The sequence below is a fragment of the Candidatus Eremiobacteraceae bacterium genome (assembly GCA_035314825.1).
GTDB lineage: Bacteria > Vulcanimicrobiota > Vulcanimicrobiia > Eremiobacterales > Eremiobacteraceae > JAFAHD01.
This window is the reverse complement of sequence record DATFYX010000070.1, coordinates 1-13,235: the sequence shown is the minus strand read 5'-3', so window position 1 is coordinate 13,235 and position 13,235 is coordinate 1. Positions and strand designations below refer to the sequence as shown.

Genomic DNA, 13,235 nt, shown 5'->3' with positions numbered 1-13,235 from the left:
CGCGTGCTCGTCACGGCGTTGCGCGGGTCCACGATCGCGCGCCACGTGAAGCGCACGTCGCGCGAGGTGAACGGCGCGCCGTCCTGCCAGCGCACGTCGTGGCGCAGGCGATAGGTGATGCGCCGGCCATCTGCGCTGACGCCCCCGTTGGCGACCGTCGGCACGGCGAGCGCGAGCGCCGGCGTCGGCCGGCCGCGCGCGTCGACGTCGAGCAGCATGTCAAAGGTCAGATGGGCGAGCTGGCGCTCGTCATCGCTGCGCGCCAGGATCGGATCGAGCGAATGCGGATCTTCGGAGACGTTGAACGTTAGCGCGGCCGCCGGCGCATGCACCGGGGCGTGGTCGACGCGAGTGCAGCCGGCGCCGAACAACACCAGCGCAATCGCGAGAACGTAGGCCCGCGCTCTTGAGCGCGGGCCGCTCATCAGTGGCCCGATGGAGCGGCGGCCGGTGTCGCCGGCGGCGGCATCGCCGACGCGGACGGCCCGCACGGCGGCTCCGTCAGCGCGACCTTGGTCGTATACGTGTTGTTGTCGTAGTTCGACTCGCTGATCACGCGATTCTTGTTGACGATGAACGTGAAGGTCGAATTGGGATAGTGCGCGCTCTCCGGCGTCTGCGGGTAATAATTGACCAGGACCTTGCCCGAGCCGCCCGCCGCGATAAAGGGCAGGTCGGCCATCACGCTGTGGCTTGGCCCCTTCACCGTAAGCGCTTGGTTGAACGGCACCGCCGAGAGGTCGAGCCTTCCGATATTGTCGACGGTGACGAGGAAGCGCAGACCCGGCACGCCGTTCTTGCATGGCAAGAGCGGGGAATACTTGACGCCGCCGATCGTGAGGTCAATCTTCTTGAAGGTGAGCTGATAGACTGGCGGCGGTGTGTTCGCCGAGCCGGCAGTGGGCAGCGCCGCCGAGCCGATGGCGAGGACCGCGCCGATGACGAGAAGGCCGTGGCGACCGAGCATGTGGATCGTGCTCCCTCAGGTTAGCGAAGCGACGCCGAAGGATTTCCCGGCGAGCAGGTGATATGCGCGAGCGATGAAGCAGCCCGCGCAAACGTGGCTGACCACGAGCGTCTTGGCCATCGGCGTCGCGAGTCTTTTTTCCGACGCGTGTTACGAGCTGATCATCCCGCTGCTGCCTGCGTTCCTCGCGACGCTGGGCGGTGGTGCGGCAGCGCTAGGCTTGGTCGAGGGGCTAGCAGACGCGCTTGCCGCCGCGTTCAAGCTGTGGGGCGGGCAGCTCGCAGATCACACCACGCACCGGCGGGCGTGGACGGCAGCCGGATACACCGGCGTCGGCATATTCATGCCGGCGATCGCACTGGCCACCACGGTGCCTGCGGTCGTCGCGCTGCGCTCGGCCGCGTGGATCTGCCGCGGCTTTCGCAGCCCCATCCGCGACACGTTGCTCGTCGACGACACCGATCCGGCCTATATCAATCGCGCGTTCGGCTTCCAGCGCGCGCTCGACACCGTAGGAGCGGTCATCGGGCCCGCCGCCGCAATCGCATTCATCTCGGCGCAGATGCCGGTGCGCCACGCCATCCTGTTCGGCCTCATCCCCGGATTGCTCGCCGGTGTCATGTACATCTTCGTCGTGGAGCGGCCGCGCACGACGCCGCCGCGCGAACCCCTGCACCTTGTGCTGGCCAACCTGCCGGCAGATTTCAAACGCTACCTATTGGGCGCCGGCGTCTTCGGACTCGGGAATTTCTCCGCGACGCTGCTCGTGCTCGTGGCCATGCGCGCATTCGCGCCGTACGTGAGCCCGCACCTCGCGATCGCATACGCGACGGCGCTCTATCTCGGGCACAATGTGATCTATGCTTCGCTTGCGTATCCGGCAAGCGTGCTGAGCGAAAAAGTCGGCAGCGGACGGCTGCTGCTTGTCGGTTTTGCGCTGTTCATGATCGTCGGGGTGCTGCTCGCATTCGGTTCGATGTCGATTCCGGCGGTAGTCCTTTCGGTCGTGTTAGCCGCGACGGCGATTGCGATCGTCGACCCGATGGAGGGCACGTTCGCCACCCGGCTTTTGCCCGCGCCGATCCGCGGCACCGGGTTCGGCACTTTGGCCGCGATCAACGGCATCGGCGACTTTGTGTCGAGCGCGGGCGTGGGGCTGCTGTGGCAGATGTCCGGCGCATCGGTCGCATTCGGATCGGCCGCCGCCGTATGTGCGCTCGGGCTCATCGTGCTCGCGCCGCTTGCTTGGCAGCACGGCCCCGTGCAAACGAACTCGACATAGCAGGCGTTACACCGTTGAAGAAGGAGGACAGCATGCTTGCTCCCTTACCGCGTTGGCTCGGTGTGTTCGCACTCTTCGCAGCTCTCGCCGTCGCCGCCATCAGCGGCAGTGCCTCCGCGGATCCGGCCAGTCCGGGCCCGAGCGCGTCGCCGCCGGTGCTCGTGACGATCGTAAATTATGCGTTCAAGCCCGCCAGCATCACCGTCCTCGCCGGTACGACGGTGGAATGGCGCAACGACGATAGCGTCTCGCACACCGCGACCTCGTCCAACGGCGCGTTCGACTCGCAAAACCTCGACCATGGCGGCGTCTACAAGTTCACGTTCAACAAACCCGGTACGTACCAATACATCTGCTCCTACCACCCGCAGATGGTCGGCACCGTCGTCGTCACGGGTCCGAAGTGAACATGCGATAGTGCAAGTGGATAACTCCGCTGCCGAAACGGCGCGTCTCAAGGAGTTCGAGATTCCGTCGTAGGGCGGCTCGGAATGCCGGCTTTCCGCCGCCGACGATCACCGGGTTGAGAAACAGGTGACATTCGTCGACGAGATCGGCTTCGAGCGCAAGCCCTGCAAGCTCGGCGCCGCCAATGCTGATGTCGTGCTCCGATTCCCGTTTGAGCTTCCGAACGGCCTCGAGGTCGAAATCCCGCTCGACACGCGTGTTGCGCGTCGTAGCGGCTGTCAGCGTTCGTGAAAAGACGATCTTCTCGGGCTTCTGCCAGAGCCGTGCGAAGTCGCGCTGTTCGGGCGGATAGTCCTCCACCGGCGCGTCCCAGAAGGTCATCGTCTCATAGAGTCGCCGCCCCAAGAGAAGGGTTCCAATCGGCCGCAACAACTCAGTGATGAACGCGAATACTGGATCGGGATTGACCCAATCGAAGGCACCGGTTTCGTCCTCGATGTAACCGTCGAGTGACGTATTGGTCATGTAGATTAACTTCGACATACGAAAAGTTTCGTGCCGAAGACGCATTTTGACCTTGTCGCGTCGTCGCTGAGAAAAATGCCGAAGCGCCAAAAAAAGACGGCGGCGCGATCGCGCGCCCGCCGTCCCTGTATTCGGCGCTGTGCTTACATTCCGCCCGGACAGTTGACCTGGAACGGGGCCTTGTCCGATGCCACGCTCGTGGGCGTGAGGACATGGAGCTCATTCCAGTACGAGCCACTCTTGCCAACGGTCCAGGTATCGCTCACCTGCTTCGATCCTGACGCGGGGATCGTCGCCGAGTGCGTGGTTTCTTTTTCCCCTGTGCTACGCTCGAATCTGTACGTGACGGCCGTTCCCGCGGAGCCGTGGATGTTACCGGTGAACTGCTCCACTTGCGGGCACATGCCGGCGCCGCCGCCGACCATGCTGTTCGGGCCATGAAGTGTCACGGTGATCGGGGTCGCCGCTGCGCTTGCCACGGCGCACAAAGCGCCGAAGGCAACAGCAAGAACCAGGAGCTTTGACCAAAATTTCATCGTCAAGGGCCTCCATCAAACGGGTATGCAATCAAAGCACCCCGGGTGTCGTTCGGTTTCCCAGACGCGCGGCGCCATCCTCCTTCGGGACATGCCGTATGCAAGCGCTCAGTAGGCGAATCGCGACGTGACGCCCGCGAACTGCCACGGACCGCTCGACGTCTTGGTCCAACGCTCGACCGTCCCCCGAGCATGCAGCGGTCCGTATTCGAGCGTGCGCGTGACGAATGCGGTATCGCCGAGCACATCGGCGCGCACGATCGCCAATGGAAATGGCTGCCCCGCATACTTCAACTCGTACGCGCGTTCCTGATCGAGACTCATGATCGTCGCGTTTGTCGAAGCAGCCGGATCGGCAGCGATGTTCGTCGCGATCGTCAAACGTCGGCCGCCGCTTAGACCGCTCGCAAGCGACAGCGATGGGCCAAGCAGCTCCGCCGCGTCCGTTATCTGATCGCCGGCAGCCGGCAACGAAGGATCGGTCGACGGCATCAAGCGCTGGCTCGTGTAGACATTCTCGCCGGCCGAGTCGCGCGCGCTCAACTGCGCGGCATCGATCCGAAAGCCACAGAGCGGTCCGCCCTCGCCCCCAAGCCGCCGGCCAGGCGTCGCGCCCCAGATCAGATAGAAGCCCGACGGCAGATCGGCGAACGCCAGCTGTTCGCCTGAATACGTGCCTGCGGTCGGCAGCAGATCGGGATCGTCGACGTCGGCACCGACCGTACCCGGCAATCGCGCGAGCCAGATCATCGGCATGCCATGCCACGCGCGCGTGAGGGCAAGCCACACCTCGCCGCCGTGTGTACTTATCGCTCCGATATCGCCGTGCACCACGGCGACCCGTCGCCAGAGCGCCCCGTCGCGCGTCGACCACAACGCGCTCAACAGATTCGCATGAAAAGCGCCCCGCGCCGCGGCCGAGATCGGCGCGGCACCCCACAAGCGGCCATCATCGGTTCGTCCCAACACCGCGAACGGAAACGCCGGCGCATTCACACGCATGAAACGGCCGGCGCGATCGCCGATGAGCACCCGGCCCAGGTGTGACCCGATCCAGCGCTGTCCGCTGACGTCACCGACCGGATAGAAGCGCCACTCGAGCAGCGCAGCATCCAACGCGCTAACGGACGGATCGATGGCCGGGAAGCCACGGTCGAGCTCGCTTGGGTTGCGCACGGAGTCAAGACCGCTCATGGCAGCGCGCACGTACCGTCCACCGCGGGTGAACAGCATGACGTCCTCTTCGGGCCGTATGAAATAGAGCGACCCGTCAGGTGCCGCTCCGAGTCCGTCGCCGACGGTGAACAGCGGATCGTGCGGCAACGCCGGAAACCAGAAGTTCACCAGATCGTTGCTGGCGGCGACGATGCGCTGCACGCCGTACGAGAATGAGAAGTAGGCCACGCCGTTGCGGTACGCCGTCTGATACACGGGGCTGCCGAGCGGCAGGATCGGCGCCAACGCATCGCCGTACGGCGAACCGGAAAACGAGAGCGGTTCGGCTAGGTCCGGGCCGAAGCGAGCGATCTGTCGAGCGATGTGACGCTGTCCATCGATCCACGCGAGATACCCGCCGATGATCGCGTACGCGCCGTTGTGCGCGACGCCGCCGATGCGAAAGCGCCGCGCGCCGATCTGCACCACGATGTAGGATCCATCGGACGTCTTATAGACCGCAAGCCGGTCGGTGGACTTCGACGACACGAACGCCGCGTTCGCCGGCACGTCAGAGGCGCGCAGCCGGCCCGGCGGCAACGCGCCACCCGCCGCTCCCGCCACCGACAGATCGTACGGCTCGCGCGACCCCTCGCGGATCGTCACGTCTGTGATCCCGGTCCACGCGACGGCGCCGGCGTGCCCGTCGCTCGAGAGCTGGGTCAACGTGCGGCGTTGCGCGTCGAGCAGATAGGCGAACGTCGGATTCGCGCTGCGCCAATCGCCGTGCACACCTGCGCCCGGAAATTCGGCTAACAGCACGGCGCGCGTGCCGCTGCCGTCGAATTGCGCTGCCCCGACCGGCGTCGCAGCCAGCGTGCCGAACGGCAGCGGCGCCAGATGTAAGAACCGGCCGTCGCGCAACGAGAGCGCCACATCCGGCGGCGGTGGGCCCGCGGCCGCTGCCGGGGTGCATGAGGCAAGCCATGCGACCGACGCGGCCCACGCGATCAGGCCGGCCACGATGGCCCGCATCTGACGGACGGCCCCCGTAACGTCGGACGCCCCAAGAACCGATATATAATCCATGCGCTCCACGTGGATTCACGCTCTTGCGACGGCCTTCATTGCGCGCCGGCAGATCGCAGCCGCGCTCGTCGCAGCGGTGGCGCTGACCGTCGTCGCGGCCCAAGTGCGCGGCAGTCAAGCCCCGTTCATGCCGCCGGCCGGATGGACGCCCATAGCGCCCCCGAAGGGCATACTCGGCGTGTGGGTGCATCCCGGCGATACGGCGTTTCGTCAGAACATCGTCGTCAGCGTCGAGAAGACGTCGCTCTCGACGGCGGCATACGGCCAGCACGACATCGCGCAGCTGCAGCAGAGTCTCGCCGGATTCCGGCTCGGAGCCGACCAGGCGACCACGACGTGCGGACGTTCCGCGCACTACCTTTCGTACGCCGGTCTGATCGACGGACACGAGGTCCTCTTCGAAAGCATGTCGACGATCATCAACGGCGTCGCGTGGTCCGCGATCTACTCGCGCCTGATGACGCAGCCGTCGCTGCCCGAAGCGCGTCAAGCGCTCACGACGCTGTGCGGCGAGGCGCCGAACCAAAACGTGCAACCCGTGCAACAGCAACAGCAGCTGCAGGCCACGCCCACGCCGAGCCCTGCGCCGCAATCGCCATCGCCGGAGCCGAATCCATATGGCACGCTCTAGCCGCGCGATCGCGCTCGCGATCGCCGCATTCGTCTGCCTGATGCCGTTCGCCGCGAGCGCGGACGCGAATCCCTACGCTCGCACGCCGCAAAAGGGCGACTCGGTGCGCTTCAGCGGCGCCGTGGGCGACGAGCAGTTCGGCTGGGGTTTCTACAACGAATATTGGTTGCAGACGTACTTGCGTTTCACGATCGAAGCGGCCCGCAACCCGTCGGTCTACGCGAAGAGCCAGGCGGCGCTCACAGCCATCGGGCAGCACACGCTCGTGTTGTCCAATGGTACGCGCGCCGTGGTCGAGGAAGTCAAGCCATACGAATACGGCGGACGCGAGGACGTCCAAGTCCGGGTCATGGTGCAGGATGGAGACCTGCGCGGCAACGAGGTATGGACGACCGCGGGCGAGCTCGTCGACAGCACGGGCAAAACCTACCTGAAATCCTGACCGGAAAGGGAATCCTCCCGTGCGGGTCTTAGGCAGGCATCATTCAGCCGTACGGCAACGTCGACGTCTTTGGGGGACCGCATGCTGCCGCCACCGAGCGAACTAACACCGGTCGAGCGAGTCCGGCGGGAGAACCGTTGGAATTTGTCGCTCGGTTTTGCATCCTCGGTGGTCGTCCACTTACTATTCGTCCTGCTCCTACTGTTGCTCGCAGCCGCGTATATCGAGTCGGGCCTGCAGAGCGAGGCGGTGCAGAACAGTCAGAACGTCATCGTCCAGACTCTCATCCGGCAGCCGCAGCCCCCCGCGAAACCACCCAAGCCGCGTCCGACTCCGCGCCCGCATCCGGTCGTCGTCCATCGCGCGGTCACGGTCCCCGTCCCGGTCGAGCTCGCCGCCAAGCACGGCGCGACGCCGCAGCCCACGCCGGTGCCGCACCCCAGACCGCATCCGCATCCGACGATCCAGCCCAAGGCATCGCCGTCTCCGTCGCCCGAGCCGTCGCCGACGCAGGTCGCGGTGCAGACGCCGCAGCCGACGTTGCCGCCCACGCCGAAGCCGACTCCGCAGCCGACGCAAAAACCGACGCCCGCGCCGACGCTGCCGCCGACGCCCAAGCCGACGCAAGTGCCGACGGTGCCGCCGACAATCACGCCGACCATCACGCCGACGATCACGCCGACGGCCAAGCCGACGATAGCGCCGACCGCGCCGCCGACAGCCAAACCGACCCAGGCGCCGACCGCGCCGCCGACCGCGAAGCCCACGCAGGCGCCGACGATCGCACCGACGCGTGCACCGACCGCCGCACCGACGACAGCCCCGACGACCGCGCCGACAGCGGCGCCGGCCGCGCCGACACGCGCGCCGACAAGCGCTCCGACGAGCGCGCCCAGCAGCGCGCCGACGACCGCGGCCAGCGCGCAACCGACCTCCGCTCCGCCAGGTCCGGCGGTCGCACACGCGGGCCCACAAGGCAACGCGTCCAGCCCCGGTCCGGCCGGCAATTCCAACAATGCGGGTCCGCCTGGTTCGCACGGCATCCCGTTGCCGATCCCCCTGCACACTCAGCCGCCTACGCCGCGGCCCACGCCGACCGCGTCGCCCACGCCGAAGCCGCGACCGACGGGCACGCCGAGCGCGGCGATCGACCGGCTTAACGCGACGCTCAACTCCACCCTGGACCAAGGTCCCGTCATCGGCTTCCACTATCGCACCGACAACGACGAGTTCTACCGCGCGGTGGCGCAGCTCACGGCGATGCTGGTGCACGACGAGCGCACGCAGCCCAAAGACATCGAGTACGTGTTGCGCAACGGCACGAAGTATAAGAAGCCCGACGGCACGATCTACGTCGTGTTGCGCGCGGTGAATTTCGCCGGTTACCGGATCTGCGTCGGCGTCACCGCGGACCCGTCGCACAAGTACGTCATCGGGGAATGCCCGCCGGACTACCTCGCGACGCCGCCGCCAGGCAAGTAAGCAGCGCGCAGGCAGACCGCGCACCAGATCGCGAGCGCTCCGTGCACGATGATCGCGATCCAGGTGAGCATGCCGATCAATCCTTGACCGAACATGCCGTAGAGAAAGAGCGCCGTCGCTCCGGTGTTGTACACGAGCATGCCGCCGACCACACCGGCGGCCGCGCGGCTGTCGACGTCATCTCGCGCGAGCCAGCACATGACACCAAGCGACAGCAGCGCAACGCCCACCAGGCGCCCGACCACCACGGGCATCGCTCCCTCGAGCGGCGTGCCGAACAGCAGCGACGCGATAAGCGACGGAACGGCGACCAGCGCAAGCCCTGCGCCGGCCTCGACGATGCTCATCACGATCAACAGCGCTCTCAAGATCGGACCTTAGGTGAGCTGATAGACGACCTCGCCGCCCTGGTAGTACGGCACGTAGGTCAGACCGGCGAAATGGTACTGCGCGACGCCGTTGTCGCTGGTCTGCGTATACCCCTTGGGCAGGTACGGAACGATGATGCCCTTGGGCGGCGACACGATCTGGTAGCCGCTGGACGTCTTGGTGTAGTAGTAGCCGCTGAAATAGTAGTACGGCGTGCTGTCGCCTTGTGCGTATACGGTCGTGTATTGCGGGGGCAATTGTGAGACCGTGGCGCCCGTCGGCGGCGCGACGACCGTGTAATTGGTTCCGCTCTGCTGGTAGAACGTGCCGCCATAGTACGCGTATGGCGTGTTGTTGACGTACACCGTCGTGTAGTTCGCGGGCATCTCGGCGGCGGTCACGGCCGAGCCGATCACCAGTCCCGTGGCCAAGCCCGCGACGCCCCAGCCCCAGCCGGAATAGTCCGGCCCGCAGCATCCCCAGCCTCCGCCATAATAGCCGCCGTGCCAGTCGTCGTTGTTGTAAAAGCTTTGCGCTTCATTGGTGCGCTGCGCGGACAGGTTGCTCGCCGAGCTCTGGCGGTTCGTCTCGTTGGTGCTGACCGCGTTCTGGCGCTGTGACTCGTTGCTGCTCACGTTGGTGTGGCTGCCCGCGTCGTCCGGCGCCTTGCTTTGCTGCCAGTTCTGCGCATTGTGGGAAGCGCTGCCCGAAGACGGGCGGTCGAATGACGCATCGCGCGCGCCAGACACGGAGCCCTGGCCGCGGAAATCGCCGCCGAAGCCGCCGCGATTGAAATCACTGTAGCCGCCGCTGTGGAAACCGCCACCGCCGCCGCGGAAACCGCCGCCACCGCCGCCGCCGCGGAAGGCCGAAGCGATGCCGCCGCACCCGACCCACACGAACGCGATGGCCGCAAGGCCGATGACAAGTCTGTTGATGATACGCGTGTTCATCTCGCGCTCCTCACTTGGACTTCTGGGGTGGCGGGAACGTCGTCTCGCCGTTATGCGGTTTGAGGAACTTGATCTGCCCGGCTCCGGCGGGCGGCGTGAACGCGAACACGCTGTCGTCGTACGCTTTGAAATCCCACTGGGTGAAGATCGCGGTATACTCAGGTGCGCCGGGCAGTTGCTTGTAATTGATGACCAGCTCGCGCACCAGCGGCTGATCGCCGTCTTGGATCCAGATCTGCCAGTCGATATCGGTCTGGCTGAAAGCGAGATGGCTCGTCGTTACGCCGGCGACCGTGCTCTTGCCGATATAGTATCCGGTCTTCACGTTGCGCATGAGCGTTCCGTACAGATCGGCGTACATGAAGTCGGACAGCGGCAGCGAGAAGTCGTAGGTCTGGAGCGTCTGGCGCAGCGTGCTTTCGAGCGTCGCCGAGGCCGGCACCGAGCCGTACACGTTCGCCGCTCGATCGTACAGCGTCAGCGATGTGGCATTTGCATAGACGTTGACCTGCCGGCGATCGCCGGTGAAGATGAAGGCCAGATCGCTCGGCCGGCGCTCCATCACCTGCGCCAGCGCGTGATACTGGACCTTGAACGCCGGCGGAAAGACGTCGTCGTCGGCGATCTGTGCCTGGAAACCGTACGACGACTGCTTGTTGAGATAGTCGCTCGCGGCCCTCACGAGACTCGACGCTCGCGGATCGATCGGCGGCGCCGTGGGCGGCGCCGCAGGCCGCGTCGACGGTGACGGGGTGGGCGCGGCCTGGCTCGCCACCGGAACAGCGATCGCCACGAGCAGCGCAACCGCTGCGGCGATCGAGCCTTTGCATGCGCACATCCTAAGGTTCAACATAGGGAAGCTCCTACGTATTTCGGACAATGCAGCGGAAGCCGACGTGGCACGTGCCGGTGTCGACGGGTTGCGCGATGCGCGCTGCGGGGCGGTAGCGCAGGCAGTAGTTCGGCGCGCAGAGGAACGAGCCGCCCTTGAGGACCTTGCGCGGTATGCGGATCTGCTGGTCGCGCGGATCGATGCTCTGATCGCGCGCGGCACCGCGCGGATTCTTGAATGATGCGGAGCAGCACGCAGACGAAACGGCCTCGCCGTGCGACTGGAACCAGTCTTGCGTCCACTGCCACACGTTGCCGCCCATGTCGTAAAGCCCGTATCCGTTCGCGGGGAACGAAGCCACCGGCGCCGTGCGTGCGAAGCCATCCAGCAACAGATTCTCGGTCGGGAAATCGCCCTGCCATGTGTTGGCCATCAGCTTGCCGCCGGGCGCGAATTCGTCTCCCCACCAGAAGATCTTGCCGTCTAGTCCGCCGCGTGCCGCGAATTCCCACTCGGCTTCTGTCGGCAGCTCTTTGCCTGCCCACTTCGTGTATGCTTCGACGTCTTCCAGGGCGACGTGCACGACGGGATGCTGTTCGAGGCCTTCGATCGAGCTCTCCGGCCCATACGGATGACGCCAATCCGCGCCGAGCACGTAGCTCCACCAATTGAAATGGTTGCGCCGATCGACGTGGCCGGTCGGTTGCGCGAAGACCACCGAGCCGGGACTTGCGAGCAGCTCGGGCAGGCCGCCCGGATAGTCGGCCGGGTTGGGCAGCCGCTCGGCCAGCGTGACATAGCCGGTCGCATCGACGAACTTCTTGAAGTCGGCGTTGGTCACGGTCGTGCGATCCATCCAAAAGCCGTCGACCGTCGCTTCGTGGACCGGCGCCTCCTCGCGGTAGAAATCTGCCGAGCCCATGCGGAACGTGCCGCCTGGGATCCACACCATATTGGGGAACGGCGGATCCTGGGCGTTGGTCGCCGGGCCGGGTGTCGTCTTCATGATGCGCCGGGCTTCGCGCCGCACAGCACGTAGTCCCGCGCTCTTGAGCGCGGGCCGAGGATGTAGTAGCGCGTTCTCTGAACGCGCCCAGATGCTAACTGCTCCGAGCGTCGCAGGCGCCCCGAAGATACTACTGCGCCTCGAGGGACTGATCGTGCTAGCCAGCGGGTCGTGGAGCGGTCGAATTTATTCGACCGTCCAACGCGTCACACACCGGCGACGATCCCCGACGCCGTGCGGTGCGCCAGCGCCATGATGGTGAGCATCGGGTTGACGCCTGAGGCCAGCGGAAAGACCGATCCGTCCGCCACATAAAGACCCTGCGTCGCATGCACCGCGCCGCGCTCGTCCACGACGCCGTTGGTGGCGTCGCGATTCATGCGGCACGTGCCCATCTGATGGGCCGAGTACACCGCCATCCGGTTTGGCCCGGCATCGTTGAGCAGGATCGCCTCGCTGAATGCGCGCCGCCGCTCCGGCGTGGCTTCGTCACGCGTCAGTTCCATGATGCGTTGATGCAACGTGATCACCCGACGGGCGCCGGCGGCAAAAGCGACCTCGACGCATCCGTTGAGCCCGTCAAGCATGTGGCGCGTATCGTACTCGTTGACTTTATAGCGCACGTCGGCGCGCGCATCCAATCCGACGAAGCCTTCGCCGCGATCGCGCGTCAGCGAGATCAGCGCAGCTGCATACGGAGTTTCGCGCATCGCGGCGGCATGCTGCTCGCGCGAACGCCAGGGCAGCGAGAACGCTGACAGACCCGGATGCGCCGGTGCCACTTCCATCTTCGCTCCGTACGCATCGTCGAGGTCGCCGAACTGGTCGGAGTACACGGTCTGCATCGGCCCGGCGAACGTGTCCACCCGCTCGTCGAAGCTCGCGAACAGCGCGGTCGTGGGGTGCAGCTTGAGATGCCGCCCGACGTGCGGCAAGGTCACCCCGCTGCGCGCGAGGATGCCTGGCGTGCGCAGACTGCCCGCGGCGAGCACCACAGTAGGCGCGTGGACGTGCAATCTTCTTCCTTTATATGTGGCTGCCACGCCCGCCGCCGCGGCGCGCTGGAGCAGTACGTGGTCCACGCGCGCCTCGGCGATGATCTGTGCGCCGGCGGCGACCGCGTCGCGCAGGTACGTCGCGGGCCCCGAGCGCTTGGCGCCGTAGACGCAGCCGAAACCGCAATACCCGCAGCCCTCGCCGCAGCCCACGCTGTTCTTCGGATTCTCTGCCGCATGCCACCCGAGCGCCTGGCAGCCCGCAAGAAGCAAGGCGTTGTTACGGTTATGGTCCTTCGACGATGCGAGCTCGAGCCGCGCCGACACCGCATCGTAATGCGGCGCGAGACCCGCCGCGAAATCGATGCTGCCGCTGTCCTCGCTCCACTGCGCCGCGACTTTGTCCGAGATGCGCAGCGACGTGCACCAGTTGATCGTCGTGCCGCCGCCGACGCACGCGCCGGCCAGGAGCACGACGCCGAGATCGTCGGTCGCCGCCAGCGCATGGTCGAGATAGTAGCGTGCCATCGAGTCCGCTTCGAGCTGGTTGAAATCTGCGACAT

At 66.0% G+C, this 13,235-nt stretch carries 15 protein-coding genes; 5 read left to right on the top strand and 10 right to left on the bottom strand.

From position 1 onward, the window contains the following. The coding region (locus VKF82_09600; GenBank protein ID HME82317.1) for an ABC transporter substrate-binding protein at positions 1–425 on the bottom strand (425 nt) is incomplete at its 3' end. Then, the gene (locus VKF82_09595; protein ID HME82316.1) at positions 425–967 is read right to left on the bottom strand and encodes a CARDB domain-containing protein; all 543 of its coding nucleotides are present in this window, start codon (positions 965–967) and stop codon (positions 425–427) included. The genes VKF82_09595 and VKF82_09600, both read right to left, overlap by 1 nt. A gap of 73 nt (positions 968–1,040) precedes the next feature. Between VKF82_09595 and VKF82_09590 the strand changes: the two genes are divergently transcribed. Together VKF82_09590 and VKF82_09585 are read left to right on the top strand one after the other, a co-directional pair. Next, entirely contained in the window at positions 1,041–2,249 is a 1,209-nt protein-coding gene (locus VKF82_09590; protein HME82315.1) for an MFS transporter, read from the top strand. A 32-nt stretch (positions 2,250–2,281) separates the two neighbouring features. Beyond that, positions 2,282–2,656 carry a cupredoxin family copper-binding protein gene (locus tag VKF82_09585; GenBank protein ID HME82314.1) on the top strand — a complete coding sequence of 125 codons (375 nt, stop codon included), beginning with the start codon at positions 2,282–2,284 and terminating at the stop codon, positions 2,654–2,656. On the opposite strand, the gene VKF82_09580 is transcribed toward VKF82_09585, so the two are convergent. The 3 genes from VKF82_09580 to VKF82_09570 all read right to left on the bottom strand — a co-directional run bounded on the left by VKF82_09580 (position 2,640) and on the right by VKF82_09570 (position 5,908). Continuing rightward, positions 2,640–3,227, bottom strand: a complete 588-nt coding sequence (locus tag VKF82_09580) for a dihydrofolate reductase family protein (GenBank protein ID HME82313.1) — start codon at positions 3,225–3,227, stop codon at positions 2,640–2,642. The two genes, VKF82_09585 and VKF82_09580, sit on opposite strands and share 17 nt — an antisense overlap. A gap of 98 nt (positions 3,228–3,325) precedes the next feature. Further along, the gene (locus VKF82_09575; GenBank protein ID HME82312.1) at positions 3,326–3,718 is read right to left on the bottom strand and encodes a hypothetical protein; all 393 of its coding nucleotides are present in this window, start codon (positions 3,716–3,718) and stop codon (positions 3,326–3,328) included. Between the two features lie 108 nt (positions 3,719–3,826). Beyond that, a complete protein-coding gene (locus VKF82_09570; GenBank protein HME82311.1) occupies positions 3,827–5,908 on the bottom strand; it encodes a hypothetical protein in 2,082 nt (693 codons plus the stop codon). 52 nt (positions 5,909–5,960) lie between these two features. Here VKF82_09570 and VKF82_09565 point away from each other — a divergent pair, with 52 nt between their 5' ends. The 3 genes from VKF82_09565 (at position 5,961) to VKF82_09555 (ending at position 8,517) form a co-directional block, all read left to right on the top strand. Continuing rightward, positions 5,961–6,593 carry a hypothetical protein gene (locus VKF82_09565; protein ID HME82310.1) on the top strand — a complete coding sequence of 211 codons (633 nt, stop codon included), beginning with the start codon at positions 5,961–5,963 and terminating at the stop codon, positions 6,591–6,593. After that, positions 6,580–7,035, top strand: coding sequence for a hypothetical protein (locus VKF82_09560; protein HME82309.1), 456 nt, complete (start codon positions 6,580–6,582; stop codon positions 7,033–7,035). Before VKF82_09565 ends, VKF82_09560 begins: the two co-directional genes overlap by 14 nt. Before the next feature lie 144 nt (positions 7,036–7,179). Continuing rightward, positions 7,180–8,517, top strand: coding sequence for a hypothetical protein (locus VKF82_09555; GenBank protein HME82308.1), 1,338 nt, complete (start codon positions 7,180–7,182; stop codon positions 8,515–8,517). Here the strand turns inward: VKF82_09555 and VKF82_09550 are convergent. The 5 genes from VKF82_09550 to VKF82_09530 all read right to left on the bottom strand — a co-directional run. Continuing rightward, on the bottom strand, positions 8,487–8,885 hold the full coding sequence (locus VKF82_09550) for a hypothetical protein (protein ID HME82307.1): 399 nt from the start codon (positions 8,883–8,885) through the stop codon (positions 8,487–8,489). The genes VKF82_09555 and VKF82_09550 overlap by 31 nt on opposite strands. Before the next feature lie 9 nt (positions 8,886–8,894). After that, positions 8,895–9,839: a DUF6515 family protein gene (locus VKF82_09545; protein HME82306.1), complete on the bottom strand. Its 945-nt coding sequence runs from the start codon at positions 9,837–9,839 to the stop codon at positions 8,895–8,897. A 10-nt stretch (positions 9,840–9,849) separates the two neighbouring features. Continuing rightward, complete coding sequence (locus VKF82_09540) at positions 9,850–10,692, bottom strand: DUF2092 domain-containing protein (protein HME82305.1); 843 nt, start codon at positions 10,690–10,692, stop codon at positions 9,850–9,852. 10 nt (positions 10,693–10,702) lie between these two features. Beyond that, positions 10,703–11,677: a formylglycine-generating enzyme family protein gene (locus VKF82_09535; GenBank protein ID HME82304.1), complete on the bottom strand. Its 975-nt coding sequence runs from the start codon at positions 11,675–11,677 to the stop codon at positions 10,703–10,705. A 206-nt stretch (positions 11,678–11,883) separates the two neighbouring features. Further along, positions 11,884–13,235: GMC family oxidoreductase N-terminal domain-containing protein (locus VKF82_09530; GenBank protein ID HME82303.1), on the bottom strand; the 1,352-nt coding region annotated here is incomplete at its 5' end.

Excerpts from the sequence above, each read along its gene's own strand:
- VKF82_09595 (HME82316.1), bottom strand. The coding sequence starts at position 967 with ATGCTCGGTCGCCACGGCCTTCTCGTCATCGGCGCGGTCCTCGCCATC.
- VKF82_09590 (HME82315.1), top strand. The coding sequence starts at position 1,041 with ATGAAGCAGCCCGCGCAAACGTGGCTGACCACGAGCGTCTTGGCCATC.
- VKF82_09585 (HME82314.1), top strand. The coding sequence starts at position 2,282 with ATGCTTGCTCCCTTACCGCGTTGGCTCGGTGTGTTCGCACTCTTCGCA.
- VKF82_09580 (HME82313.1), bottom strand. The coding sequence starts at position 3,227 with ATGCGTCTTCGGCACGAAACTTTTCGTATGTCGAAGTTAATCTACATG.
- VKF82_09575 (HME82312.1), bottom strand. The coding sequence starts at position 3,718 with ATGAAATTTTGGTCAAAGCTCCTGGTTCTTGCTGTTGCCTTCGGCGCT.
- VKF82_09570 (HME82311.1), bottom strand. The coding sequence starts at position 5,908 with ATGCGGGCCATCGTGGCCGGCCTGATCGCGTGGGCCGCGTCGGTCGCA.
- VKF82_09565 (HME82310.1), top strand. The coding sequence starts at position 5,961 with ATGCGCTCCACGTGGATTCACGCTCTTGCGACGGCCTTCATTGCGCGC.
- VKF82_09560 (HME82309.1), top strand. The coding sequence starts at position 6,580 with ATGGCACGCTCTAGCCGCGCGATCGCGCTCGCGATCGCCGCATTCGTC.
- VKF82_09545 (HME82306.1), bottom strand. The coding sequence starts at position 9,839 with ATGAACACGCGTATCATCAACAGACTTGTCATCGGCCTTGCGGCCATC.
- VKF82_09540 (HME82305.1), bottom strand. The coding sequence starts at position 10,692 with ATGTTGAACCTTAGGATGTGCGCATGCAAAGGCTCGATCGCCGCAGCG.
- VKF82_09535 (HME82304.1), bottom strand. The coding sequence starts at position 11,677 with ATGAAGACGACACCCGGCCCGGCGACCAACGCCCAGGATCCGCCGTTC.